The following is a 22952-nucleotide window of genomic DNA, read 5'->3' as shown; positions in this document are numbered from 1 at the left end:
GGCTCGTGTCACTCGGACACGAGCCGGGCCGCGAACACCCAGCGCCGCAGGCGCTGGAAACAACACAGCAAGAAATCACAGACTGCACTTCACGCTGGGTGAAGCGATATTCAAGCCGCACTTGATGATTCCGGCGACCAAGTCGATCAGCTTGGTGGTGACATTGCCGCTCAGCTTCTCGGCTTTCCCGGACTTGTCGTCACTCTTCGAACCCTGACCGCCGAAGTCGAACACGGAATCGCTGACCTGTGTGATCTGCGGGCTGTCCGGCGCGGCGGCTGCCTCGGGGGCGAGGAGCGTTACCGAACCGAGAGCCAAGACGAGAGCTCCGAACAACGCGACGATCACGGTGCGCACACGCTGCTGCGTAGACATTCGCATCACATCCTCGAGTCGGATCTATCTGGCCAATTCAGTAACGCACAGATCGCGGCGATCGTGGCGGAATTACGCGGATGTCACGGGTGCGGTCACCGCGCCGGTCAGCCGGATCAGGTCGGCGGGCGCCAGCTCGATCTCCAGTCCGCGCCGTCCGGCGCTGCACAGCATCCGGTCCCAGGTCAGCGCCGAGTCGTCGATCACGGTGGGCAGCCGTTTGCGCTGACCGAGCGGGGAGATGCCGCCGAGGACGTATCCGGTCGTCTTCTCCGCTCGCGTCTTGTCCGCCATGCTCGCCTTCGACGCGCCGAGCGCCGCCGCCGCGGCTTTGAGCGACAACGTGTTCGGCACCGGAAGCACGGCCACCGCGAGCGCGCCGGTGGCCAATTCGATGACCAGGGTCTTGAAGATCTGCTCGGCCGCGACCCCGAGTTCGGCGCCAAGCGCGTCGACCGCCTCGGTGCCGTAGGAGTCGGAGCGTGGATCGTGCTTGTAGGCGTGCACGCGATGGGACACCTTCGCCTGGGTCAACGCGCGGATCGCGGGAGTCGAGCCTGCTGCCATGGGCCAAACCCTAACGGCGGCTGCGACCCTGCCCGCAACGGGATTTCCGGCGAATTCGCCGGGAGCCGGTGGCGGCTGGGAACACCGGACGCGTCGCGCATGTTGTAGCCGGTACACCGCGCTCGGAATGATTCCCACCGCGTGAGCAGGCCCTATGGAGACGTGAAGGAGACGCCTGTGCCCGTGCTGCTCGATGACCGCCCGGTAGGGACCGACGTGTCCCCGACCGACGGCGGATTCTCCTTCGATGTGCCGATGCCGGTAGATTTGGCAGGTACGGCGATCGAAGGGACAGGTGTGACGAGCGACGATGACGTGGCGGCCGACGATGTCGCCGCCGTCGACGATGCCGAGCTGGCACAGCGGTTCGAGCGGGACGCGCTCCCGCTGCTCGACCAGCTCTACGGCGCCGCGCTGCGCATGACCAGGAACCCGGCGGATGCCGAGGACCTGGTCCAGGAGACCTACGTGAAGGCCTACCAGGGCTTCAAGTCGTTCCGGGAGGGCACCAATCTGCGTGCCTGGCTGTACCGGATCCTGACCAACACCTACATCAACTCCTACCGCAAGAAGCAGCGCCAGCCCGCACAGTATCCGACCGACGAGATCACCGACTGGCAGCTGGCGGCGACCGCCGAGCACACGTCGCAGGGGCTGCGCTCGGCCGAGGTCGAGGCGCTGGACGCGCTACCGGACGACGACATCAAGGCCGCGTTGCAGGAACTCCCGGAGGAGTTCCGCATGGCGGTGTACTACGCCGACGTCGAGGGTTTCCCGTACAAGGAAATCGCCGACATCATGGGCACTCCCATCGGTACGGTGATGTCCCGGCTGCACCGCGGCCGGAAGCAACTGAAGGGTTTGCTCGCCGATGTCGCGCGCGAGCGTGGATTCAACCGTTCGGGGGAACGCCAGGAGGTCAAGCAGTGAGTACCGAGCGGGACCCCGACATGGAGCTCGACTGCACGGCGGTGCTCGCCGACGTGTGGCTGATGCTGGACGGCGAGTGCGACGACGCGACGCGGGAACGGTTGCAGCACCACATGGAGCACTGCAGTCCGTGTATCGAGGCCTACGGCATCGAGGAGAAGGTCAAGAGCCTGCTCAGCCGCAAATGTGGCGGTGATCGCGCGCCCGAGTCGCTGCGTGAGCGCCTGACCATCGAGATCCGCCGGACGACCGTGACCAGGGAGACTTCGGTCGAGACCTCCGACTGATGGGTGCGGTCGGAAGTAGTCCGTCCGCAGCCCGCGCATGGCCGGAGCGAAGGCGGAGGTACGCCTGGCCCGATCCGCGAAACGCGAGCGGCACGCCTTCCTGCTGGAAGTGCGTGCCGCTTCGTGCTTGCGGGCCGAGCGTAGCGCTCAGGCGTTGGGCCGCTTGCCGTGGTTGGCCGCGTTCCCCTTGCGGCTACGCTTCTTACGTCCGCGCTTACCCATGAGTAGTCTCCCTTCTGATTGAAGGCCATTCTTTCACGTGTGGTTGGCTGTACCGTCAGCGGATGCAGGCCAACGAGGATATGGGGTGTCATGGCTGAGGAAGTACTCGCCGAGCTGGTGTCGGTCGTCTACCAGGTGGTCGCCAAGGAAGGCGACGAAGTCCAGGAGGGCGACACCCTGGTGATCCTCGAGTCGATGAAAATGGAGATCCCGGTGCTCGCTGAGTCCAGTGGCACGGTGACCTCGATCGGTGTCAAGGAAGGCGACGCGATCAAGGCGGGCCACCTCATCGCGGTCATCTCCTGATCGATTGCGGCGGTAGATCTGCATGGCGACACTGAGCGAGCTGCTGGCCGAGCACACCGACCTACCCGGCGTCGCCGTGGATCATCTGCAGCGCGTGGTGGGCGATTGGCAGTTGCTGTCCGATCTGTCCTTCGCCGATCTGCTGCTGTGGGTCGGTGCGGGACCGGTGACGGACGGCGCGGACATCGTCTGCGTCGCGCAGTGCCGTCCCACCACCGCGCCCACCGTGCACCAGGAGGACCTGGTGGGCACGGTCGCGTTGCGGACCGACCATCCGCAGGTGTTCGAGGCGCTGCTCACCGGCGAGACAGTACGAGCCGACAGTGAGGGCGAGGCCTCCGGCGTCTACCACCCGCATCCGGTGCCCGCGGTCCGCGAGGCCATACCGGTGCGCTGCGGCGACGACGTGATCGCGGTGCTGAGCCGGGACACCGATCGGCAACGCTCCCGGGTGCGCAGTCAGCTGGAGAGCGCCTACGTGGCGTGCGCGGACGATCTGTGCCAGATGATCGCCGATGGCACCTTCCCGACCACCGAGGATCGCGCGGCCACCCATTCCAGCCCCCGCGCGGGAGACGGATTCATCCGGCTCGACACCGAGGGCATCGTCGTCTACGCCAGCCCGAACGCGCTGTCGGCCTACCACCGGATGGGTTTGCAGGCCGACTTGGCAGGCCAGGATCTCGCCGTCACCACCCGTTCGCTGATCACCGACCCGTTCGATGCCCAGGAAGTGGTCGGCGACATCCAAGCCGCCCTGGCCGGGCGAACCGGACGCCGGATGGAGGTGGAGGCGCGCGGAGCCACCGTGCTGCTGCGCACCCTCGTGTTGCGCCCGCACGGTGAGCTGGCCGGCGCCGCGGTGCTCGTCCGCGACGTCACCGAGGTCAAGCGGCGCGATCGCGCGCTGCTGAGCAAGGACGCCACCATCCGGGAGATCCACCACCGGGTCAAGAACAACTTGCAGACCGTCGCCGCGCTGCTACGCCTGCAGGCCCGCCGCACCGAGAACGAGGAGGCGCAGGTCGCGCTCACCGAATCGGTGCGCAGGGTCACCTCCATCGCCTCGGTGCACGAGATGCTGTCGATGTCGGTGGACGAAGAGGTCGATCTCGACGAGGTCGTGGACCGGCTGCTGCCGATCATGGCCGACGTGGCCACGGTGCACACCACGCGCATCAAGGTGCGCCGCGCCGGTTCGCTCGGCGTCTTCTCCGCCGAACGCGCCACCCCCTTGGTGATGGTGCTCACCGAACTGGTGCAGAACGCCATCGAGCATGCCTTCGACTCGGGCGAAAACGGCACGGTGACAATCCGTTCCGAGCGTTCGGCCCGCTGGCTCGACGTGATCATCAGCGATGACGGCCGCGGTCTGCCGCCCGGGTTCAGCCTGGAATCCTCCGATCGGCTCGGCCTCCAGATCGTCCGAACCTTGGTGACCGCCGAACTCGGTGGCTCCATCGGCCTGCACCCCGGCGCCGACATCGGTACCGATGCCGTCCTTCGCGTTCCGCTGGGCCGTCGTTCCGGCCGCTGACCAGCGCGTTCGGGCCGTGAGCCGCAGCTGACGAGGATCACCGCGTCGAGTCGCGCTTGGCAGCGCCGTAGTTTCCCATCGCCGCGAGCAGGCGGTGCCGGATCCGTCGCCGCGCTATCGGCCGGGCCCGCTGCACGCTGTTGCTCGGATGTCGCGGAAGGGCCGCTTCTCGGGCGCGGTGTGCGGCTTGCGGCACGGTTACTTCACGAATGTCCGCAACGAGTGGAATGCGAGGTGTCGCACTGATTCGCGACCGTCCCAACCCGGTTGGAAACCAACCACTTTCCCACAAATTCCGCTCGCCCGCGAGTCGAACCGCGGCCCGCGCCGCGCTCTAATCCGCGCTGCCGATATTGCCGTCCGGCGAACCGCATTGGTCGGCTTCCGGATTCGTCGTGAAGCGAGACCGGTCATTTCCAGTTCGCGGACGAGCGTGCAAAAACAACACAGCCCGGCACCTTTGGGTGCCGGGCTGAAATGCGTTACCGGGCCGGGCTGAATGGCCCGGTAAGGCCGGTCGTCTGGGGATCAGACGACGGTGCGGGTGCGGGTCCGCGCGTTGCGACGCTTGAGCGCGCGGCGCTCGTCCTCGCTCATACCACCCCACACGCCGGCGTCTTGTCCGGACTTCAGGGCCCAGGACAGGCAGTCGGCGGTTACGGGGCAGCGAGCGCAGACCAGCTTGGCATCGGCAATCTGTGCGAGCGCCGGACCACTGTTACCCACGGGGAAAAACAGCTCGGGGTCCTCATCGCGACAGATGGCCTTGTGGCGCCAGTCCATTCCTCTGCTCCTTTGCTGGGCGCCGCACAGGGCGCCGATGGTTTGTGGTTCGTTCACTTGTGCGACTCGAATGTTTCCGCACGGTTGCTTGTGAATGCTTTCACGAACACCGTAGATGTCAATAGGCACGCGGTGCACCGTGGGGAAGCTCACGCTCTGAAGGCCCCCGCTGTGGGGAAGCCTGCCCGGTCCTTTGTACTCGCTCTACCCGGATTTCGCAGCACTACCCGCGATGTTTTTCCCGGTGTTTCGCCGCTCAGTGCGGTCTCGGCGCGACGACGGCCAGGACATCGGGCACGGCAGTGAAATCCACCACGTTGCGCTTCCCGATGAAGTCGCCATCGATTTGCAGGCCGATCGGTTCTTTGGACTCGATTCGTACGGCGGGAACGTCGTCTTCGCGAAATAAATTGCGGGACTTGGGATTCCCGTTGGCCGCCAGGAGCTGGCGCGCGAGCAGGAGCGTCGGGAGGACGGCCATGGAGCGCGCCGCAAACACTCCGAGGCCCGTTTCGAACCGGGTGCCGGGGTTGGTGTGCACCGGCGTGGCGTTCAGATATGTCCACGGTGTGGTGTTGGTAACGAAGGCGTAATGCACCGCGTCCACGGGCTCCCGGCCGGGAATTTCGACCTGAACGCCGGGTTCCTTGCGTTTTGCCCGGAAGAATTGTCGCACTGTTGTTCGAACATAGCGTGCCGGCGTGGCGGCGCGGCCGCGGGCGCGGCTCGCGTCGATCGCCTCGCAGACGTCGGCGTCGAGTCCGACGCCGGCGCTGAAGCAGAACCAGCGGTCGTCGGCCAGCCCGAGACCGATCCGGCGATCGGCGTCCAGCGTGAGCAGGTCGATGAGCTGGTTGGTCGCGGTCACCGGGTCGGGGGAGATGCCGAGCGCCCTGGCGAAGACGTTGGCCGAGCCGCCCGGAATCACGCCAAGGCGTGGCAACCAGGCTTGACCGTCGTCGAGGACGGGCAGCGGCAGGAAGCCGTTGACGGTCTCGTTGACCGTCCCATCGCCACCGTGCACGACGATCAGGTCCATCTCGTTCGTGGCTGCCCATTGGGCCAGTTCCGCGGCGTGGCCGCGATGCTGGGTATGCGCAACGGTCAGCTGAGTGCGGCTCTCCAACGCGTGCGCGAGTAGGTCCCGGGTCGCCGGTGTGGTCGAGGTGGCATTCGGGTTCACGATCAGCAGCGTCCGCACGATGGCAGCCTAGTTGGCGGCCGTCCGGCCCTGGAAAAGCGGCGAGCGATGGCGCCGGATGCCGTTTCCCGGCATACGCCAGGACGATGAGGCGGACCAGCGGGGTCGTAGGCTTGCCGCGTGAACGAGCGTCAGCAAGGGAAGCGAGGACACCGTGCGCTGCGGCGCACGACGGAGCCGAGCGAGGCGCGATCGTGAGCGACAAGAGCGCGGCCGCGGGAACGGCGCCGACGACGGTGCGGGCGGCCGGGGGATTGGTGACGCTCGAAGGCGTCGTCGCCGTCGGCTTCGCGATCGTGCTGGTGGTGCGGGGGCTGCTCGGGCATGACCAGTCCGCGACAAGCGGCTACGGCACGGCGGCCTGGTTCGGCATCCTCGGCGGGGCGGTGCTGGCCGCAGGCATCGGGCTCCTGCTGGGGAAACGCTGGGGGCGCGCCATCGCCGTCATCGCGCAGCTGCTGTTGCTCCCGGTCACCTGGTCGCTGCTCACCGACTCGCATCAGCCGGTCTACGGCACGGTGCTCGGGGTGGTCGCGGTCGCCGCGCTGGTGCTGCTGTTCGCGCCGCCGTCCACCCGCTGGATGGCGCAGGACTACGGCGTCGAACCGGAATAGTTCCCGGTGGCCGTGCGTAGCGCCGCCCGGCAGAGGTGGTCGGCGTGCCGGGTGGTCTCCGGTAGCCGGTAGCGCGGGGTCAGTGCCAGCACCTGTGCGCAGGCGGTGTCGAGGTTGATGCGGTGCCCCACGGAGACGAACACCGGCTTGACGCCGGTTCTGGTGCGCAACGCCCGCCCCACCACCGCTCCGTCGATGGTGATGTCGGTGGCCGCGCCGCGTTCCGCACCCGGTTCGGCGTAATCGCCCCACACCGTCTTCGCCACGCCGATCGTCGGCACGCCGGTGAGCAGTCCGAGATGGCAGGCGAGGCCGAAGCGGCGCGGATGGGCGAGTCCCTGGCCGTCGCAGACCAGTAGATCCGGTGCGCTGTCGAGCTTTTCGAGCGCGGCGAGGGTGGCCGGGATCTCCCGGAAAGCCAGCAGGCCGGGCATGTACGGGAAATCGGCGACGCCGTGCGCGACCGCGGAGGCGACCGGTCGCAGGGTGTCCGCCGCCAAGACGACGACGGCCGTGGCCACGGCGCCGGTGTCGTCGTAGGCCGAATCGAGCCCGGCCATCGTGCGGAACCGGGTACCGGGCGGGGTGACCGGTGCGACCAGCGGACGCAATTCGTCCTGCAGGGCCATGGCCGATTCGGCAGTGGTGGGCCAGGACGCGAGATCGAGCGGCGGGAACCAGGACATCCGCGCTACCGCGCGTCGGCGGCCAGCTTGCCGAGCGCGTCGCCGGCCAGCCGATAGCCCAGCCATTCGTCCTGGGCTACGGCGCCGATCGATTCGTAGAAGTCGATCGACGGCTTGTTCCAGGTCAGCACCGCCCAGGAGACGCGGCTGTAGCCGTGCTCGACCGCTTCCTTCGCCAGGGCTGTGAGCAGGGCCTTGCCGTAGCCCTTGCCCCTGGTCTCCGGCCGGACGTAGAGGTCCTCCAGGTAGATGCCGTGCACGCCGTCCCAGGTGGAGAAGTTGAGGAACCAGATGGCGCAGCCGAGCAGCCTCGACTCGTCCGCCACCACGTGCGCGAACACCTTCGGTTCCGCGCCGAACAGCGCGGAGCGCAGCTGCTCGGCGGTGACCGTGCACTCGTGCCGCGCCTTCTCGTAATCGGCGAGGTCGTAGATGAGGTCGACCAGGCCGGGCACGTCGGAGGGGACGGCGCGGCGCAGGACGGCGGCGCCGAGGTCGAGGGCGGTGGGGTCGGTGGCGGGTCGGGTCACAGTGACGCTCCGTTGGGTACCAGGTTGTGCGTGCGAATCGTGCGCGCGTCGTGTTCGTAGCCGAGCACGGTCAGCGCGCCGGTCGACATGGCGAATCGGCGGCCCTCCCGGACGTCGAATTCGGCCCAGCGGGCGATCAGCGCGCGGGAGAAGTGGCCGTGCCCCACCAGCACGATATCCCGCTCCGGCAGCGCGGGCGCCACGTCGGCCAGCACCCGGTCGGCGCGCTCGCGCACCTGCTCTGCGGTCTCACCGTCCGGGACCGGGCCGGTCCAGATGGTCCATCCGGGCGCGGACTCGCGGATCTGCTGGGTGGTCAGTCCCTCGTAGGCGCCGTAATCCCATTCGGCGAGGTCGTCGTCGACCACGGCGCCGGTGAGCCCGGCCAGCTCCGCGGTGCGCCTCGCCCGTAGTCGGGGGCTGGTGCGCACCAACGGATTACGCAATTTCAGCGTGGCGAGCAACTCGCCCGCCCTCCTGGCCTGTTCTTCGCCGCGCTCGGTGAGCGGGAGATCGGTGCGGCCGGTGTGCCGCCGCTGTGTTGACCAGCTGGTCTCGCCGTGCCGAAGCAGCACAACGCGGGCATCGTCGAGTGCGGACATACCTCCATGATGGTCCACCGTTGATCATGGAGCGGCACGGTGGTCTCCCCGCGACGGTGACGAAGCGGACTACGATCCTGTCGGCCGCTCGATCTCGAGCACTGTCAGCGGCACCGGCCGCGAGACCTCGGCCTGGTAGTTCGCGAGCAACGGATCGCTCGCAGTCACCCATTGCGAGCTCGTCGTAGTCGGCCCCCGACCTTCCGCGCCGTGCACCGGCGGCTGGTCGATTTCAGCTCGATCGTGACGTCGGAGCTCAGCGGCACCAATAGATCGGCCGCGTGGCTCAGCCGAAGGCGTGCAATTCTCCGTCGCGCAGTTCCAGCACGGTGCTCCCGATCACGGTGAGCGAGATCGGGTTTCCGGTATAGCCGGGCCGGTCCACCGGAATCCGGCCGGTTTCGGTTCCCGTGGCCGGGTCGAGGACGGCGAGCGCGCCGGTGGTTGGCAGCAGCAGTTTGCCCGCCATCAGCGCGGGTGAGCCGAGCGCGCCGCCCGCGGTCCACAAAGGATCGAAAGTGCTGCCGTTCAAGGCGATCACGCTGTTTCCGGTGAAGACCAGATAGGCGGATCCGATGCGCGTGGTCGTGGCCGTCTGGCTCAGCGGCGCCGAAAGCTGATGCACCACAATGGCGTTGCCGTTCCCGTCATAGACGGCCAAGCGAGGCGGTACCGGCTCGGTGCCGGTGGCGGCGGGGAAGTAGAGCACGATCCGGTTGTCGGAGACCGCGAGCACCCGTGCTTCCGCGGAATCCGATCCGGGACCGGTCAATACGTGCGAACCGAACTCCTCCGGCACCGTGTTGTCCTTGGGAGCCGGGTTGAGCACCGTCAGCCGCTCGGCCGGGTCGGTGGGGCAGCGTTCCAGCACGGCGAGCCGAGACGGACTGGAACTCGACGACAGCAGCGTGCACCCTTTGCGCGGCTGCGTCCTGACGTTCACCGGGGCGTCGACGTAGCCGTACTCCACGGTGCGCACCAGATCCGAACGCCACATCTCCAGCCGCTGCGGCCCCTGCGCCAGCAGGTAGGTGCCGTCGGCCGACAGCCGCACATCCCGATCCATGTAGCTGCTGCGCGCGGTGCGGCGGGCGCCGCTGTCGCCGGCCAGCATGGTGGCCTGGCTGCAGCCGCGCTCGTCGCGGTAGACCGCGATCACCATGCCGTACTGGCCCTCGACCCCGCACAGCGGCAAGTCGCGCCGGTACTTCCAGAGCTGATCGCCGGTGCGCGGGTCGCGTCCGGTGACCGTGTCGTCGTCGCCGGTCACCGCGATCCCGCCGGACACCAGCGCCCGCGTGATCGCACGGTCGGGCGCGTGCCACACCTCACGCAGCGCGGTCGGCAGCTGATCGGCCGCGACCGGGGTCGGCACCGTGGACGACGCGGTCACCGATTCGGTGCCGTGCGCGTCGCCGCGCACCCACACCACGGCTGCTGCGATCACGACGAGAACCGCGATCGCGACTGCGGAGATGATATCGGCGCGCGTCCGCCGCTCGGGTGCGAGCACGATTGCGAGACTAGCCGATCCGGGCCGTCAGGCCGACGCGGCGGCCGCGGGCTCGGCCGCGCTCCCGGCGTCCTCCGCCGCGATGTCTCCTTCGCCCGACCGCCGCCGCCTGCGCCTGCGGCGAGCGGGACGGTCGGTCGTGTCGGTCCCCTCCGCGGCGCCGCTGTCGTCGGAGGCCTCGGAACCCGACTCGTCGGTGGCGACGCCGTCGGTGGTGTCGCCGGTCGCCCTGCGACGCCTGCGCCTGCGGCGGGCGGGCTTGTCGGCCGCGTCGGCCTCGGGGGCCGCCTGCTCCGTGTCGATGACCTCGTCATCCACGGGGGAGTCGGTGTCGGCCGAATCGGTGACGTTCGGTGCGCCGTCGATCGGCCTACCGCCGCGGGTGCGCTTGCGGTTGCGCTTGCGCGGGGCGCGGGCCGTGCGTTCGACCACCTCCGCGTCCGGGTCGCGTTCCGGCTTCGGCTTGCGGATCACACCGGTGACGCCCTCGGGAATGCCGAGGTCGGTGTACAGGTGCGGCGAGCGCGAGTAGGTCTCGACCGGCTCGGGGATGCCGAGGCCGAGCGCGCCGTCGATCGACGACCAGCGTTTGAGCTCGTCCCAGTCGATCAGCGTCACCGCGACGCCGGTGCGTCCGGCCCGGCCGGTGCGCCCGATCCGGTGCACGTAGGTCTTCTCGTCCTCCGGGCACTGGTAATTGATGACGTGCGTGACGTCGTCGATATCGATGCCGCGCGCCGCGACGTCGGTCGCTACCAGCACGTCGATGCTGCCCTTGCGGAACTTGGTCAGCGCCTTCTCCCGGGCGATCTGCCCCAGGTCACCGTGCACCGCGCCGACCGCGAAGCCGCGCTCGGCCAGTTCGTCGGCCACCTTCTGCGCCGTGCGCTTGGTGCGCGTGAAGATCATCGTCGCGCCGCGGCTCTCGGCCTGCAGGATCCGCGCGATCAACTCCCCCTTGTCCAGGGCGTGCGCGCGGTAGACGAACTGCGCGGTGCGGTCGTGCACCGCCGAGTCGTGCGGCTCCTCGGCCCGGATGTGCGTCGGCCGGGTCAGGAAGGTGCGCGCCAGGGTGATGATCGGCCCGGGCATGGTCGCGGAGAACAGCATGGTCTGGCGCTTGTCCGGGACCATGCCGAGAATGCGCTCGATGTCCGGGAGGAAGCCCAGGTCGAGCATCTCGTCGGCCTCGTCCAGCACCAGCACGCCGATCTTGCCGAGGATCAGGTGCTGCTGGTCGGCGAGGTCCAGTAGTCGGCCCGGCGTGCCGACCACGACGTCGACGCCCGCGCGCAGCGCCGCGATCTGCGCCTCGTAGGGGCGGCCGCCGTAGATCGACGCGACGCGCAGCGGCCCCTGGTGGTTGGTCAGGTACTTGCTCGCGTTCTCCAGATCCTGGGTGACCTGGATGCACAGCTCGCGCGTCGGCACGATGACCAGCGCGCGCGGCGTGCCGTCCAGCGGCGTCGTGCCGGATTCCGCGGTGGCGATCCGGTGCAGCAGCGGCACGCCGAATCCGAAGGTTTTACCCATGCCGGTGCGGGCCTGACCGATGAGATCTTCTCCCGCGAGCGCCAGCGGGAGGGTCAGTTCTTGAATGGCGAAAGTACGTTCGATTCCGATCTCGCCGAGTGCGCGGACGATTTCCGCGCGCACGCCCAATTCGGCGAAAGTCGGGGCGGTATGCGTTGCGTCCAGTTCGGCCGTCAACAGGGTGTCCGCCAGACCTGGTTCCTGATCGACTGTGATCTTGCTCAGGGTTCGTGCCTTCCTCGTAATCACGTCCCGCGCGCACGAGGTGGGGCGGACCGGGCGGTCCACGACGACCACGACTCCGCAGGCGATACTTCACCCGGCCACGCTCCGGATGCCGGGCGCCTGCCACAAAAGCGGCGGCTACCTCGCAAAACATCGGCGCGGCGCACTGGTGACGCGGATTGGTGCGCGCACATTTTCCTGTCCAACGAAAACTTCGCACTCGAAACCGGTCGGCGGTCGCAGCGGCGTCCCCGCGGTGTGCGTGAGCGCGACGTCCGGCAACTCTGTCGAGCGAAACTTTCCGTTGTCCGCCGCGATTGTAGCGTGATATTGTGCCGCGTTCGAATTGCCACCGCGGCGCGCTATCGAAAATGCTCCGGACCCGCAGCGTGCTTTCGCCGCGCAGGGCTCCCACGTACGCTGCGCCACATGGGAATTCATCCGGCGCGGCAAATCTGGGCGACGCTCGAACCGCTACACGATGTCGTCTATTTCGGAGCCGGCGTCAAGGAGGCGGGCGTCGGGATCGGATTGCGCGGCTACTGGCAGACCTACTTCGCTTTCCGCGCCGCGCCGCTGGGCGCGGTGACGCCCGCCACCGTGCAGGCGGCTTTCGCCGGATTCCACCCCGACATGGTGCGTCGCGCGCTGCCGGAGGCGTGGGAGCGGGCGACGCCGCAACGCTGCCTGACCGCTCGGCTCGAGCTGGCCACCGGCCTGCTGCGCGGCGTCGGCGCGGGTGACGCGGTGTCGGCTCGCGCGGTCGAGCTGCTGGCGCCGGTGCAGCGTGCCGCCGATCCCACGGGACGGGCGCTGTTCGCCGCGAACGCGGCCTTGCCGCTGCCCGCCGACCCGGTGGCCGCGCTGTGGCAGCTGGCCACCTCCCTGCGTGAGCATCGCGGCGACGGCCATGTCGCGGCCCTGGTCACGCACGGTCTCAGCGGACGCGATGCCCTGGTCGCGCAGGTGGCCGCGGGCAAGGCGCCCGAGTCGGTGATGCGGCCCGCGCGCGGGGTGTCGGAGAGGGAATGGGCGGACGCTTTCGACGAGCTGCGGGCCCGTGGGCTGGTCGCGGGGGAGCCGGTCACTCCGACCCTCACCGGCAGCGGCGCGGAACTGCTGGCCGCGGTAGAGGCCGAGACGGACGAGGCGGCGTGGACCGGTGCGCTCGCGGTGTTGTCGGCCGACGCGATCACCGAGCTGACCACCTCGCTCGCGCCGCTGGTGCGCAGCGTGCAGGAGTCGGTGGTTCCGCCGCTCAACCCCGTCGGCATGGGGCCGAGGTAGCGCGGCGGGCAGTTGCCTGTTACTGGCGGTACCGATATGTGAGACTCTCTTCGCTGTGAGCCTTGCCGACACTGTCACCATCGCCGCGCGCAACGCCTGGGCGCTGACCTTCGGCTCCGGCATCGAGGCGCCGGACCCGACCCCCGCGACGATCCTGTGGGACCAGCCGCACCGGCAACTGCGGCGGTTCGAGCGCGCGGAGGGGGATGCGGCGGAAGCGGATCCGGCCGTCCTGCTGGTCCCGCCGCTGGCCGCGCCCGCCACCTGTTTCGATCTGCGGCCCGACCAGAGCCTGGCGCGCTTCCTGCTGGAGATCGGCCGCAGCCCCTACGTCGTCGACTACGGCGAGATCACCTTCGCCGACCGGCGCATGGGCTTCGAGGACTGGATCGACGACATCCTGCCCGAGGCGGTGCTGCGCACCAGCGCCGACCGCGACGGGCGCGCGGTGGATCTGGTGGGCTGGTCGCTCGGCGGCACGCTGGCCTTGCTGACCGCCGCGGCGCACCCCGAGCTGCCCATCCGGTCCGTCACGGCCGTCGGCTCGCCGCTGGACTACGACCGGATGACCGGCGTGCCGCAGCTGCGCGCGGTCGCGAAACTCACCGGTGGCCGCGGCACCTCGACCGTCATCCGCGCGGCCGGTGGCGTTCCTGCGACACTGACTCGAATCGGCTACAAGGTCACGGCCTGGGATCGTGAGCTGACCCGGCCATGGTTCGTCGCGAGCAATATCGCGCGTACCGAGGCGCTGGCGAAGATGGAGACGATCGATCGGTTCATGGCCGAGATGCCCGGATATCCGGGGCGTTTCTACGGTCAGCTGTGGGGCCGGTTCATCCTGAACAACGACATCGGTCGCGGTGTCGTCCGGCTCGGCGAGCGCCGGATCGAGCTGGCGAACGTGACCGCGCCGGTGCTGCTCGTAGGTGGGCCGTCCGACGTGATCACCCCGGCTCCCGCCGTCGAGGGAGGTGTGCACCTGCTCACGGGAGCGGCCATGGTCCGTTACGAGACCGCGCCCGGCAGCCACCTCGGCATCCTGGCCGCGCCGACCGCACGTGACACGACATGGAGTTACCTCGAGAAGTTCCTTGCCGAGACCTCCTGAGGCGCGGTGAGTATTACGCTGGGGCGCATGGGAGCACAGTCACCTGCCGCGTTAGGTGTTTCGTCGACCGACCCAGCAAGCCTTTCCATCCCCGCGAGCCATCCCGGCGTGACCGACCTGTTCGCGGTGCTCGCCTACGGCGAGATATCCGCGTTCTACCGGCTGGCCGAGGAGGCCAAGCTGTCGCCGTCGCTGCGGGGCAAGGTGGCGGTCGCGAAGATGGCCGCGGCCGAGATGGAGCATTTCAAGACGCTGGAGTCCGCGCTGGCCGCGCGCGGCGCCGGCGTCTTCGACGCGATGGCGCCGTTCGTGCGCGCGCTGGACGACTACCACGCGTCCACCGACCCGTCGACGTGGCTCGAGTCGATGGTGAAGTTCTACGTCGGTGACGGCATCGCCGCGGACTTCTACACCGAGATCGCGGGCGCGCTGACCCCCGACGTCGCCGCGGTGGTCCGCGACGTGCTCGCCGAGACCAGGCATTCCGAGTTCGTCGTCGAGGAGGTGCGCCGGGCGGTCACCGAGAGCCGCTCCGAGCGCGACCGGCTCACGCTGTGGGGCAGGCGGCTGCTCGGTGAGGCGATCACCCAGGCGCAGTTCGTCATGGCGCAGCGCGACGAGCTGACGGATCTGGTGCTCACCGCCACCGGCGATCTCAACGGCATCGCGGCGCTGTTCGAGCGGATGCAGGACAGCCACGCCGAGCGCATGGCGGTCCTCGGCATCTGAGCTATTCGTTCGCCGCGCGGTTGGGCACCAGCCGCAAACCGGGCGCGTGGATGCTCGCGCGGTCGATCAGCCAGACCACGACGCTCTGGTCCCGGCCGTCGGCTTCCAGCATCTCGAACGGAACCTCGACCATGCCGTGCACGGGATGGTCGAGGTGCAGCGTGCCGGAGCCGGGTGCGCCGACCCGATGCGGCTTCCAGCGACCGGCGAAGTCGGGGAGCGCGCGCAGCGCCTCGATCGTCTCGAGCAGCGCGTCGTCGCCGGGCCAATGGAGTTTGGCGCGGCAGAGGGCGGCGGTGAAGGTGTCGGCCGCTTCCTCCCAGTTGCGCAGGACGCGCCGGGCGGCGGGATGCACGAAGGTGTACCAGGCGAGATTGGGCTGATCCGGTCCGTCCAGCAAGCCGAGCGGGGCGGCGAAATCGGCCCACGCCTGGTTCCAGCCCAGCACGTTCAGTCTGCGACCGACCACGAAGGCCGGTGTCGGCTGCAACGCGCGCAGAATCGTCTCGATCGTCGGAGTCACCTGCTCGCGCGCGGATTCGCTACCGGGGCATCGGGATTCGTTGCCGGAAGCCATTGCGAGCATGCCGAAGTACTGGCGATCGTCCCCGCGCAAAAGCAGCGCGTCGGCCAACGCGTCGATCACCGCGAGCGAAGGATTGGTGTCGCGGCCCTGCTCCAGCCGGGCCAGGTAGTCGGCGCTGACGCCCGCGCGCACCGCGACCTCCTCGCGACGCAGCCCGGGTGTCCGGCGGCGCCCGCCCTCGGGCAAGCCGACATCCGACGGCCGCAGTTCGGCGCGCCGGGCGATGAGGAACTCCGCGAATCCGTTGCTTGCCATAGATCCCATCGTGCCCGGTCCGGGGATGGTTATCCGCGCCCTGTCAGGTCCAGGATAACGGCGGTCTGGCTACCGGACCGCGGTCCGGTCATTGTCGGAGGCATGACATCTACCTCGGAATCCACCACGCTGAAGTCCGGTTCGTGGGCACTCGACGCCGCGCACTCCTCGGTCGCCTTCACCATCCGCCATCTCGGCATCTCCAAGGTGCGTGGCGGATTCAACCGGTTCGAGACCGAATTCGTGGTCGACGAATCGGGCGCGGCCACCGTCGGCGCGACGATCTACCTCGACTCCTTCGACACCGGCAACGCCGATCGGGACGCGCACATCCGCACCGCCGATTTCCTCGACGTCGCCAATCGCCCGACGCTGACCTTCCGCGCCGACCACCCCGTGGTCGTCGCCGAGACCTTCGAGGTCGAGGGGCAGGCCACGCTCGGCGCGATCACCAAGCCGGTCACGCTGGAGGTCGAGTGGGGCGGTGTGCAGGACTTCGGTCCCACCGGCGACCGGCACGCGGGTTTCTCCGCCACCGGCACCATCAAGCGCACGGACTTCGGCGTCGGCGGAGCTCTGCCCGGCATGCTGAGCGACACGGTCAAGATCGAACTGGAGATCCAGCTCGTCGAGCCCAAGTGAGCGCCCCCGCCGGCTCGCACTAGCCTTGGAACCGACAGCACAGGACTCTCAGGTTCGGAGGTTGGCCGTGGAGGTCAAGATCGGTATTTCGGATAGCCCGCGCGAGCTGGTGATCAGCAGCGCGCAGACCCAGGAAGAGGTCGAGGCGCTGGTGTCCGGTGCGCTCGGCGGCGACGATGGCGTCCTGACGCTCACCGACGAGAAGGGCCGCAAGTTCCTGATCCAGGCTTCGAAGGTCGCCTACGTCGAGATCGGCTCGACCACCGGCGGCCGCGTCGGTTTCGCCGCCGTCTGACTTCCGGCTTCCCGCCGAAACGCAGCGAGCCCCTGCCCCCGATCGGTCGGGGGCAGGGGCTCGCTCGTCGTCGTGACCGCGCTCAGTCGATCGGGTGCAGCGGCACGTGCTTCAGGCCGCCCCACGCGAGCGAGACGGTGGTGTCGACCGCCTCCTCCTTCGGGATCGGCCGATCGGCCTCCAGCCAGTACCGTGCGGTGAACTGGCTCGCGCCGACCAGACCCACGGCCAGGATGCGGGCCCGGTAGGGATCGAGGCCCGAGTCGTGCGCGACGAGGTCGAAGACCGCGTCCACACAGGCCTCGGTGGCCTGCTCCACGCGGCGCTGCACCTGCGGCTCGCTGGTCAGGTCGGACTCGAAGACCAAGCGGAAGCCTTGCATCTCGTTGTCCACGAAATCGAAGTACGCCTGCACCGCCGCGCGTACGCGCTGCTTGTTGTCGGTGGTGGAGCGCAGCGCCTGGCGCACGCTGGACACCAGCATGTCGACGTAGTTCTGCAGCACCGCGAGATACAGCTCGAGCTTGCTGGTGAAGTGCTGATACAGCACCGGCTTGCTCACTCCGGCGCACTGCGAGATCTCGTCCATGCCTGCGGCGTGATAGCCGCGCTGCACGAAGACTTCGCTTGCCGCCGCGAGTAGCTGTAGACGTCGCTCGTCGCGCGGAAGCCGGGTACCGCGTTTGGCGGGCTCGGACGACGATCTACGGGACGTCATCCGGTCCACGAGGTCAGTCATTTCGGCTCTCCCAGTCGATTCCCCGGCAAAGGGGTGTGCACCGGGTTATCTCATGAACGATACCCGGTTGTCGCCCGCCCGCGGATCGGGGCCGGGCAACTGGTGCCACCCGGAGACACATTGTCGCACCGATGGGCCCGCTGGTATGCCCGCAGGTGGGGATTCGCCGCTGTGAGACGCTGGTGAACGTGACCGACCGACCGGAAAGACCCCCCGGCGGGCGGCGCGGTGCGCGTCGCCCGGCTGGCTCCGGCGCGCCTGGTTCCGTAGGGTCGGACGGCGTGGCGAGAAGCTGGCCAGTGGCGCGATCCGGTGAGGCGGCTCGGACCGGCGCGGCCGAGCGGGCCGGGGCGGGCGGCGGGTCGCCCGACCGGGAGACAAGTAAGCGCATGCGCGGCAAAGCGCCCGAACCTCCTGCGCCCCAGCCGGATTCAGCCCTGGCGCAGCTCGAACACGATGGCGCCGAGGTCTACGATCCGCTCGGTCTGTACTCGCACAAGGCCGAGCGATCCCACCAACCGCTGCGCGCCCGCTGGGATCCGACCGCTCCCGACGAGGGCAGGACGAGGTCGCGTCCCGAGCGGGATGCCAAGAAGCAGAGCGCACTGGGCAGATTCGTCTCGACCTACGGCTGGCGGGCGTACGCGTTGCCGGTTCTGGTCGTGATCACCGTTCTGGTGGTGGTCGACGCGATCCGCGCCACCGACGACATCAACGCCGCTGGCTCGGATCCGGGGCTCGGCCGACTCAGTCCGGCCACCGCGACCGCGGGCATCATCGGCGCTCCGCCGGGTGACGGGCAGTTTCCCACCGACCTGCCGACCGGGGCTCTTCCGGAAGGCGGCGCCTTCGCCGAGTCCGGTGCGGGCGTCTGGCACGTAGTGCCCGGCACGACCGCCCAGATCGGCACCGGAACCGCGACCGCCTTCCGCTACACCGTCGAAATCGAGAACGGCGTGGACACTTCCGGCCTGGGCGGGGACGAGGCCGTCGCCAAGATGATCGATTCCACGCTGGCCAACCCGAAGAGCTGGACGCACGACCCCAAGTTCGCGTTCCGCCGGGTCGACCAGGGCGAGGTGGACTTCCGCGTCTCGCTCACCTCACGGGGATCCAGCCGCAAGGAATGCGGTTTCGACATCCCGATCGATACCTCCTGCTACAACGCCGACGATCGCCGCGTCGTGCTGTCGGAGGTCAGGTGGGTGCGCGGCGCGCTCGCGTTCGAAGGCGATATCGGGTCCTATCGGCAGTACCAGATCAACCACGAGGTCGGCCACGCCATCGGCTACCACCAGCATCAGGCATGCGACACCGACGGCGGGCTGGCGCCGGTGATGATGCAGCAGACCTTCGGCACCCGCAACGACGACATCGCCGCCCTCGACCCGCACGGCGTGGTCCCGATGGACGGCAAGCGCTGCCGCTTCAACCCCTGGCCCTACCCCCGGGGATAGTGATCGCGCCGAAAGGGGTGGTTGTCGCGGTGCGGCGGGTATACGGAACGATGGGCGGGAAGAACGGCCCGGTCGTCGGTGTTGCACAGTTGAACCAACCCGCCGAGGGCGTCATACCGCCGCAGCGATCGGCCAAGCGATTCGAGGAGTCCTGGACGTGTCATCACCCAAGTCCCTGCCGCCACTTGTCGAGCCGGCCGCGGAGCTGACCAGGGATGAGGTAGCCCGCTACAGCCGACATCTGATCATCCCCGATCTCGGCGTGGACGGGCAGAAACGTCTGAAGAACGCCAAAGTGCTGGTGATCGGCGCGGGTGGCCTCGGATCGCCTGCCCTGTTGTACTTGGCCGCCGCGGGCGTGGGCACGCTCGGCATCGTCGAGTTCGACGAGGTCGACGCCTCGAACCTGCAGCGCCAGGTCATCCATGGCGAATCCGACATCGGCCGTCCGAAGGCCGACAGCGCGCGCGACTCGATCCTGGAGATCAACTCCGGCATCGATGTGCGGTTGCACAAGATCCGGCTGGAACCGGAGAACGCGGTAGAACTGTTCCGCGAGTACGACCTGATCGTCGACGGCACCGACAACTTCGCCACCCGGTACCTGGTCAACGACGCCGCGGTGCTGGCGGGCAAGCCGTACGTGTGGGGCTCGATCTACCGCTTCGAGGGCCAGGTCTCGGTGTTCTGGGAGGACGCCCCGGACGGGCGCGGCATCAACTACCGCGACCTGTACCCGGAGGCCCCGCCGCCCGGCATGGTTCCGTCCTGCGCCGAGGGCGGTGTGCTCGGCGTGCTGTGCGCGTCCATCGGTTCGGTGATGGTCACCGAGGCGATCAAGCTGATCACCGGCATCGGTGAGCCGCTGCTCGGCCGTCTGATGGTGTACGACGCACTGGACATGAACTACCGGACCATCAAGCTGCGCCGCGACCCGGAGCGTCAGCCGATCACCGAGCTGATCGACTACGAGGCGTTCTGCGGCGTGGTGTCCGAGGAGGGCCAGGCGGCCGCGGCCGGGTCCACCATCACCGCGCGCGAGCTCGAGGAGCTGCTGGCGTCGGGCAAGGACATCGAGCTGATCGACGTGCGCGAGCCGGTCGAGTGGGACATCGTGCACATCGAGGGCGCGAAGCTCATCCCGAAGGACCGCATCCTGTCCGGTGAGGCGCTGTCCGAACTGCCTCAGAACCGTCCGATCGTGCTGCACTGCAAGACCGGAGTGCGCTCCGCCGAGGCCCTGGCCGCCCTCAAGCGCGCGGGCTTCTCCGACGCCACCCACCTGCAGGGCGGCGTGATCGCCTGGGCCAACCAGGTGGACAAGTCGCTGCCGGTGTACTGAGTCGCGGCGTGCCGGAGGGGCGCTGAAACAGACACCACGTAGCGTACGTCCGTGACTTCTGTGGAACCTCCCGAGCATGTGCGTGCCACGTTCGGTCTGCGCGAAGTGACCCCGGTTTCGCTCGGCGACTGGGAAGGCGGCTGGCGCTTGGGTGACGTGGTGCTCAGCCCGGTCACCGATCACGCGCGTGCGGCGTGGTCGGCGAAGGTCCGTGAGGCGTTGAAGGTGGACGGCCTGCGGCTGGCCCGTCCCGTGCGGGCGACCGACGGTCGCTATGTGGTGTCCGGCTGGCGCGCGGACACCTACCTGGAGGGCATGCCGGAACCCCGGCACGACGAGGTGGTCTCGGTGTCCCTGCGCCTGCACAAGGCGACGGAGAAGCTGGAGCGTCCGCGCTTCCTCGCTCAGCCACCGGTGGTGCCGTGGGTGGACATCGACGTGTTCGTCGCGGCCGACCGCGCCGCCTGGGAGCCGGTGCCGCTGCGCAGCCTGCGCGCGGGCGGCGCATCGCTGTCGACCTCCCCGGACGGGCGGCGCAGCATCGAACTGATCGGCCAACTGGCCACCCTCCGCAAACCGGTGCAGTCGCCTCCGCAGCTGGTCCACGGCGACCTGTTCGGCACCGTGTTGTTCGCGGGCGCGCAGACCCCCGGGCTCACCGACCTCACCCCGTACTGGCGGCCGGTGCCCTGGGCGGCGGCGGTGATCGTGGTGGACGCACTGTCCTGGGGCGGCGCGGACGACGGCTTGCTCGATCGCTGGGCGGACCTGCCGGAGTGGCCGCAGATGTTGTTGCGCGCGGTGATGTTCCGGCTCGCGGTGCACGCGCTGCACCCGCGATCGACCCCCCAGGCGTTCCCCGGCCTGGCACGCACGGCGGACATGGTACGACTCACCCTTTGAGAGTGCAGTTGCTCTCGGACAACATATTCGGAACCACGGAACCGGCTCGCAGGTCCGGTGGGCAAGCTCATCTGGCTTTCGGACGGACTTGTCGGCATTGCCAATGTCGGGAATGCCCGATACTCGCGATGAGGCATGTGCGCCGCATGTGCCAGGCGACTCTCGCCGAGAGAGGTTTACGGATGCTGTTTGTTGTCCTGCGGGGACCGGCCGTGTGGACTGCGCGGAGCGGAGGGCGTGCATGACGACGCTCGCCGACCTGGATCTCCCCGACCTTCCGCATCCCCCCTATGCCAGTGGCGGTCTCAACGCGGTCGTCGACGCGGCGAATGTGTACATGCAGAATGCGGTCTTGCTGTTCGCCTCCGGCTGGCATGGCGGGCAGCCGGACATGATCGCTTGGCTGGGGGACAAGAAGCTGCTGAGCGCGGACGGCAAAAAGCTCACCAAGGATGGTGCCCAGACGCTCGAGCCCGGATCATCGGTGCTGGTCGACAACTACGACAAACAGCGCGGTGCGTTCCTGGACAAAACGTCACAACTGCAAGCTCAGAACGACGGTGTGAACGAACGGGCCATCGCGAGCTTCGACACCTCGAACAAGGCGTTCCAGGATGTCAAAGAGATCGTGAACGGGCTCAAAACCGAGCTCGGCCACGAACCCGGCGAGCACCAGCTGACCCGGCTGCCCGATGGCAACTTGCACCTGACCGCCGCCGAGGAGAACCGGCTGTTACAGCTGATCTTGGAGGGCGTGGACCGTGTGCACGACACGATCGAGGACGCGGACAATGGCATGCGAAGGAACGCGGGCAATATCTACGACATGATGCCGGACCTCCCGCGCAACCCCTACGGCAATGCGCCGGATGCCGGGTCCGTATCTCCGTGGGCGCCGACCGCGAGCAACGCCACCTGGACCCGTGGTACCGGAACCCCGGACGACATCGTCGCGAAGGCGCGGGAGCAACTGGCGCTCGGTGTCTCCGAGATCGGCGGCAACAACGTCCCGATGTTCCGCGGCCCGGACGGCAAGCTCTACAAGGCCCCGTACAACATCAATGGGGCATGGTGCGCGGCTTTCTCCACTTGGACCTGGGATCAGGCCGGTTACAACGTCCATTGGACCAATCCCAACTACGTGCCCTCCGTCTGGAACGACGCCAAACACATGGGCTTGGCGGCGAATATCTCGAGCGCGCAAAAGGGGGACATGATCATCTTCGACTGGGAGGGTGACGGAACCCCCGACCATGTCGGAATCGTGGAGTCCGTGGATCCCAGAACCGGCCGGATCACCACCATCGAGGGCAATTCCAGTGATCAATTGAAATCCAACAGCTATTCCATGAACGCGGGATCGCTCGTCGGCGTGGTCAAGCCACCGTCCAACCAGGCAAGAGCGTCCTGACGGAACCGGCGCACCGCGCACGAGCCATTGCGGCAGCTTTGTGCGCGGCGCGCCGATCAATGTGCGGCAGGATCAGCTCGAGAGGTCGTTCACCGAAGCGGACTCATTGCCGGACAGCTTGATTCCCAGATTGGCGGCCGTGCGATCGACCTCGTCGTCAGCGTGCTGGAATTCGATGGCCGAGCCCGCCGACAGCACTTCGACGTTGAGGCACAGCGACTGGAGTTCCTTGAGCAGGACCTTGAACGATTCCGGAATGCCCGGCTCCGGGATGTTCTCGCCCT

Annotated in this window: 27 protein-coding genes; 14 read left to right on the top strand and 13 right to left on the bottom strand. The window is 68.4% G+C overall.

The window, feature by feature from the left end:
• Positions 1–75: 75 nt before the first annotated feature.
• Both ACWEH3_RS33420 and ybaK read right to left on the bottom strand, forming a co-directional pair.
• Positions 76–375 (bottom strand): hypothetical protein, encoded by a 300-nt coding sequence (locus tag ACWEH3_RS33420; protein ID WP_379254941.1) that lies wholly within the window; start codon positions 373–375, stop codon positions 76–78.
• A 72-nt stretch (positions 376–447) separates the two neighbouring features.
• The gene (gene ybaK, locus ACWEH3_RS33415; protein ID WP_450025060.1) at positions 448–942 is read right to left on the bottom strand and encodes a Cys-tRNA(Pro) deacylase; all 495 of its coding nucleotides are present in this window, start codon (positions 940–942) and stop codon (positions 448–450) included.
• Between the two features lie 255 nt (positions 943–1197).
• Here ybaK and ACWEH3_RS33410 point away from each other — a divergent pair, with 255 nt between their 5' ends.
• Entirely contained in the window at positions 1198–1872 is a 675-nt protein-coding gene (locus ACWEH3_RS33410) for a sigma-70 family RNA polymerase sigma factor (protein WP_083880799.1), read from the top strand.
• Between the two features lie 20 nt (positions 1873–1892).
• Positions 1893–2159: a mycothiol system anti-sigma-R factor gene (gene rsrA, locus ACWEH3_RS33405; protein WP_450025090.1), complete on the top strand. Its 267-nt coding sequence runs from the start codon at positions 1893–1895 to the stop codon at positions 2157–2159.
• 147 nt (positions 2160–2306) lie between these two features.
• Here the strand turns inward: rsrA and ACWEH3_RS33400 are convergent, their stop codons facing one another.
• On the bottom strand, positions 2307–2381 hold the full coding sequence (locus ACWEH3_RS33400; protein ID WP_022597109.1) for a 50S ribosomal protein bL37: 75 nt from the start codon (positions 2379–2381) through the stop codon (positions 2307–2309).
• 90 nt (positions 2382–2471) lie between these two features.
• On the opposite strand from ACWEH3_RS33400, the gene ACWEH3_RS33395 reads away from it, so the two are divergent.
• Both ACWEH3_RS33395 and ACWEH3_RS33390 read left to right on the top strand, forming a co-directional pair.
• A complete protein-coding gene (locus tag ACWEH3_RS33395; protein ID WP_379054177.1) occupies positions 2472–2687 on the top strand; it encodes a biotin/lipoyl-binding carrier protein in 216 nt (71 codons plus the stop codon).
• 22 nt (positions 2688–2709) lie between these two features.
• On the top strand, positions 2710–4224 hold the full coding sequence (locus ACWEH3_RS33390; RefSeq protein ID WP_364439052.1) for a sensor histidine kinase: 1515 nt from the start codon (positions 2710–2712) through the stop codon (positions 4222–4224).
• A gap of 528 nt (positions 4225–4752) precedes the next feature.
• On the opposite strand, the gene ACWEH3_RS33385 is transcribed toward ACWEH3_RS33390, so the two are convergent.
• Positions 4753–5007 carry a WhiB family transcriptional regulator gene (locus ACWEH3_RS33385; protein ID WP_011211115.1) on the bottom strand — a complete coding sequence of 85 codons (255 nt, stop codon included), beginning with the start codon at positions 5005–5007 and terminating at the stop codon, positions 4753–4755.
• Between the two features lie 256 nt (positions 5008–5263).
• Positions 5264–6208: a diacylglycerol/lipid kinase family protein gene (locus ACWEH3_RS33380; protein ID WP_450025064.1), complete on the bottom strand. Its 945-nt coding sequence runs from the start codon at positions 6206–6208 to the stop codon at positions 5264–5266.
• Positions 6209–6399: 191 nt separating this feature from the next.
• Between ACWEH3_RS33380 and ACWEH3_RS33375 the strand changes: the two genes are divergently transcribed.
• Entirely contained in the window at positions 6400–6822 is a 423-nt protein-coding gene (locus ACWEH3_RS33375) for a hypothetical protein (RefSeq protein WP_444543667.1), read from the top strand.
• On the opposite strand, the gene ACWEH3_RS33370 is transcribed toward ACWEH3_RS33375, so the two are convergent.
• From ACWEH3_RS33370 to ACWEH3_RS33350, 5 genes are all read right to left on the bottom strand, one after another.
• On the bottom strand, positions 6801–7508 hold the full coding sequence (locus ACWEH3_RS33370) for an endonuclease V (RefSeq protein ID WP_450025066.1): 708 nt from the start codon (positions 7506–7508) through the stop codon (positions 6801–6803). The two genes, ACWEH3_RS33375 and ACWEH3_RS33370, sit on opposite strands and share 22 nt — an antisense overlap.
• Positions 7509–7513: 5 nt before the next feature.
• Positions 7514–8038 (bottom strand): N-acetyltransferase family protein, encoded by a 525-nt coding sequence (locus ACWEH3_RS33365; protein WP_450025068.1) that lies wholly within the window; start codon positions 8036–8038, stop codon positions 7514–7516.
• Positions 8035–8640 carry an acid phosphatase gene (locus ACWEH3_RS33360; RefSeq protein WP_450025070.1) on the bottom strand — a complete coding sequence of 202 codons (606 nt, stop codon included), beginning with the start codon at positions 8638–8640 and terminating at the stop codon, positions 8035–8037. The genes ACWEH3_RS33365 and ACWEH3_RS33360 overlap by 4 nt, the downstream gene beginning before the upstream one ends.
• Before the next feature lie 286 nt (positions 8641–8926).
• Positions 8927–10153, bottom strand: coding sequence for an Rv3212 family protein (locus ACWEH3_RS33355; protein ID WP_450025072.1), 1227 nt, complete (start codon positions 10151–10153; stop codon positions 8927–8929).
• A 27-nt stretch (positions 10154–10180) separates the two neighbouring features.
• Positions 10181–11932: a DEAD/DEAH box helicase gene (locus ACWEH3_RS33350; protein WP_450025093.1), complete on the bottom strand. Its 1752-nt coding sequence runs from the start codon at positions 11930–11932 to the stop codon at positions 10181–10183.
• A 408-nt stretch (positions 11933–12340) separates the two neighbouring features.
• Here ACWEH3_RS33350 and ACWEH3_RS33345 point away from each other — a divergent pair, with 408 nt between their 5' ends.
• Genes ACWEH3_RS33345 through ACWEH3_RS33335 form a run of 3 tightly spaced genes read left to right on the top strand, consistent with a single transcriptional unit; the run spans position 12341 to position 15038 of the window.
• Positions 12341–13198, top strand: coding sequence for an SCO6745 family protein (locus tag ACWEH3_RS33345; RefSeq protein ID WP_450025074.1), 858 nt, complete (start codon positions 12341–12343; stop codon positions 13196–13198).
• 55 nt (positions 13199–13253) lie between these two features.
• The gene (locus tag ACWEH3_RS33340) at positions 13254–14309 is read left to right on the top strand and encodes an alpha/beta hydrolase (RefSeq protein WP_450025076.1); all 1056 of its coding nucleotides are present in this window, start codon (positions 13254–13256) and stop codon (positions 14307–14309) included.
• 27 nt (positions 14310–14336) lie between these two features.
• Positions 14337–15038 (top strand): ferritin-like fold-containing protein, encoded by a 702-nt coding sequence (locus ACWEH3_RS33335; RefSeq protein WP_379254957.1) that lies wholly within the window; start codon positions 14337–14339, stop codon positions 15036–15038.
• A gap of 1 nt (position 15039) precedes the next feature.
• On the opposite strand, the gene ACWEH3_RS33330 is transcribed toward ACWEH3_RS33335, so the two are convergent.
• Entirely contained in the window at positions 15040–15879 is an 840-nt protein-coding gene (locus tag ACWEH3_RS33330) for a helix-turn-helix domain-containing protein (protein ID WP_450025079.1), read from the bottom strand.
• A gap of 102 nt (positions 15880–15981) precedes the next feature.
• On the opposite strand from ACWEH3_RS33330, the gene ACWEH3_RS33325 reads away from it, so the two are divergent.
• A complete protein-coding gene (locus ACWEH3_RS33325; protein WP_450025081.1) occupies positions 15982–16521 on the top strand; it encodes a YceI family protein in 540 nt (179 codons plus the stop codon).
• Between the two features lie 67 nt (positions 16522–16588).
• Complete coding sequence (locus ACWEH3_RS33320) at positions 16589–16816, top strand: DUF3107 domain-containing protein (protein WP_355077360.1); 228 nt, start codon at positions 16589–16591, stop codon at positions 16814–16816.
• 82 nt (positions 16817–16898) lie between these two features.
• Here the strand turns inward: ACWEH3_RS33320 and ACWEH3_RS33315 are convergent, their stop codons facing one another.
• Positions 16899–17555 (bottom strand): TetR/AcrR family transcriptional regulator, encoded by a 657-nt coding sequence (locus tag ACWEH3_RS33315; protein ID WP_039800303.1) that lies wholly within the window; start codon positions 17553–17555, stop codon positions 16899–16901.
• 299 nt (positions 17556–17854) lie between these two features.
• Here ACWEH3_RS33315 and ACWEH3_RS33310 point away from each other — a divergent pair, with 299 nt between their 5' ends.
• The 4 genes from ACWEH3_RS33310 (at position 17855) to ACWEH3_RS33295 (ending at position 22668) form a co-directional block, all read left to right on the top strand.
• Positions 17855–19012 carry a DUF3152 domain-containing protein gene (locus tag ACWEH3_RS33310; protein ID WP_450025083.1) on the top strand — a complete coding sequence of 386 codons (1158 nt, stop codon included), beginning with the start codon at positions 17855–17857 and terminating at the stop codon, positions 19010–19012.
• A 157-nt stretch (positions 19013–19169) separates the two neighbouring features.
• A complete protein-coding gene (gene moeZ, locus ACWEH3_RS33305; protein ID WP_364439028.1) occupies positions 19170–20354 on the top strand; it encodes an adenylyltransferase/sulfurtransferase MoeZ in 1185 nt (394 codons plus the stop codon).
• Positions 20355–20405: 51 nt separating this feature from the next.
• Entirely contained in the window at positions 20406–21257 is an 852-nt protein-coding gene (locus tag ACWEH3_RS33300) for a TIGR02569 family protein (protein WP_450025085.1), read from the top strand.
• 241 nt (positions 21258–21498) lie between these two features.
• Positions 21499–22668, top strand: coding sequence for a CHAP domain-containing protein (locus tag ACWEH3_RS33295; protein WP_450025087.1), 1170 nt, complete (start codon positions 21499–21501; stop codon positions 22666–22668).
• A gap of 72 nt (positions 22669–22740) precedes the next feature.
• On the opposite strand, the gene ACWEH3_RS33290 is transcribed toward ACWEH3_RS33295, so the two are convergent.
• On the bottom strand, positions 22741–22952 hold a 212-nt coding region (locus ACWEH3_RS33290), incomplete at its 5' end, for a hypothetical protein (RefSeq protein WP_356967402.1).

It is taken from the genome of Nocardia sp. NPDC004718 (assembly GCF_053601535.1).
The sequence above is the reverse complement of the archived record's forward strand: the minus strand, read 5'-3'. Positions and strand labels throughout refer to the sequence as shown.

Coding starts and splice junctions, on each gene's coding strand:
- ACWEH3_RS33325 (WP_450025081.1), top strand. CDS start 15,982: ATGACATCTACCTCGGAATCCACCACGCTGAAGTCCGGTTCGTGGGCA.
- ACWEH3_RS33295 (WP_450025087.1), top strand. CDS start 21,499: ATGACGACGCTCGCCGACCTGGATCTCCCCGACCTTCCGCATCCCCCC.
- ACWEH3_RS33330 (WP_450025079.1), bottom strand. CDS start 15,879: ATGGCAAGCAACGGATTCGCGGAGTTCCTCATCGCCCGGCGCGCCGAA.
- ACWEH3_RS33385 (WP_011211115.1), bottom strand. CDS start 5,007: ATGGACTGGCGCCACAAGGCCATCTGTCGCGATGAGGACCCCGAGCTG.
- ACWEH3_RS33345 (WP_450025074.1), top strand. CDS start 12,341: ATGGGAATTCATCCGGCGCGGCAAATCTGGGCGACGCTCGAACCGCTA.
- ACWEH3_RS33410 (WP_083880799.1), top strand. CDS start 1,198: ATGCCGGTAGATTTGGCAGGTACGGCGATCGAAGGGACAGGTGTGACG.
- ACWEH3_RS33315 (WP_039800303.1), bottom strand. CDS start 17,555: ATGACTGACCTCGTGGACCGGATGACGTCCCGTAGATCGTCGTCCGAG.
- ACWEH3_RS33360 (WP_450025070.1), bottom strand. CDS start 8,640: ATGTCCGCACTCGACGATGCCCGCGTTGTGCTGCTTCGGCACGGCGAG.
- ybaK (WP_450025060.1), bottom strand. CDS start 942: ATGGCAGCAGGCTCGACTCCCGCGATCCGCGCGTTGACCCAGGCGAAG.
- ACWEH3_RS33420 (WP_379254941.1), bottom strand. CDS start 375: ATGTCTACGCAGCAGCGTGTGCGCACCGTGATCGTCGCGTTGTTCGGA.
- ACWEH3_RS33370 (WP_450025066.1), bottom strand. CDS start 7,508: ATGTCCTGGTTCCCGCCGCTCGATCTCGCGTCCTGGCCCACCACTGCC.
- rsrA (WP_450025090.1), top strand. CDS start 1,893: ATGGAGCTCGACTGCACGGCGGTGCTCGCCGACGTGTGGCTGATGCTG.
- ACWEH3_RS33390 (WP_364439052.1), top strand. CDS start 2,710: ATGGCGACACTGAGCGAGCTGCTGGCCGAGCACACCGACCTACCCGGC.
- ACWEH3_RS33395 (WP_379054177.1), top strand. CDS start 2,472: ATGGCTGAGGAAGTACTCGCCGAGCTGGTGTCGGTCGTCTACCAGGTG.
- ACWEH3_RS33335 (WP_379254957.1), top strand. CDS start 14,337: ATGGGAGCACAGTCACCTGCCGCGTTAGGTGTTTCGTCGACCGACCCA.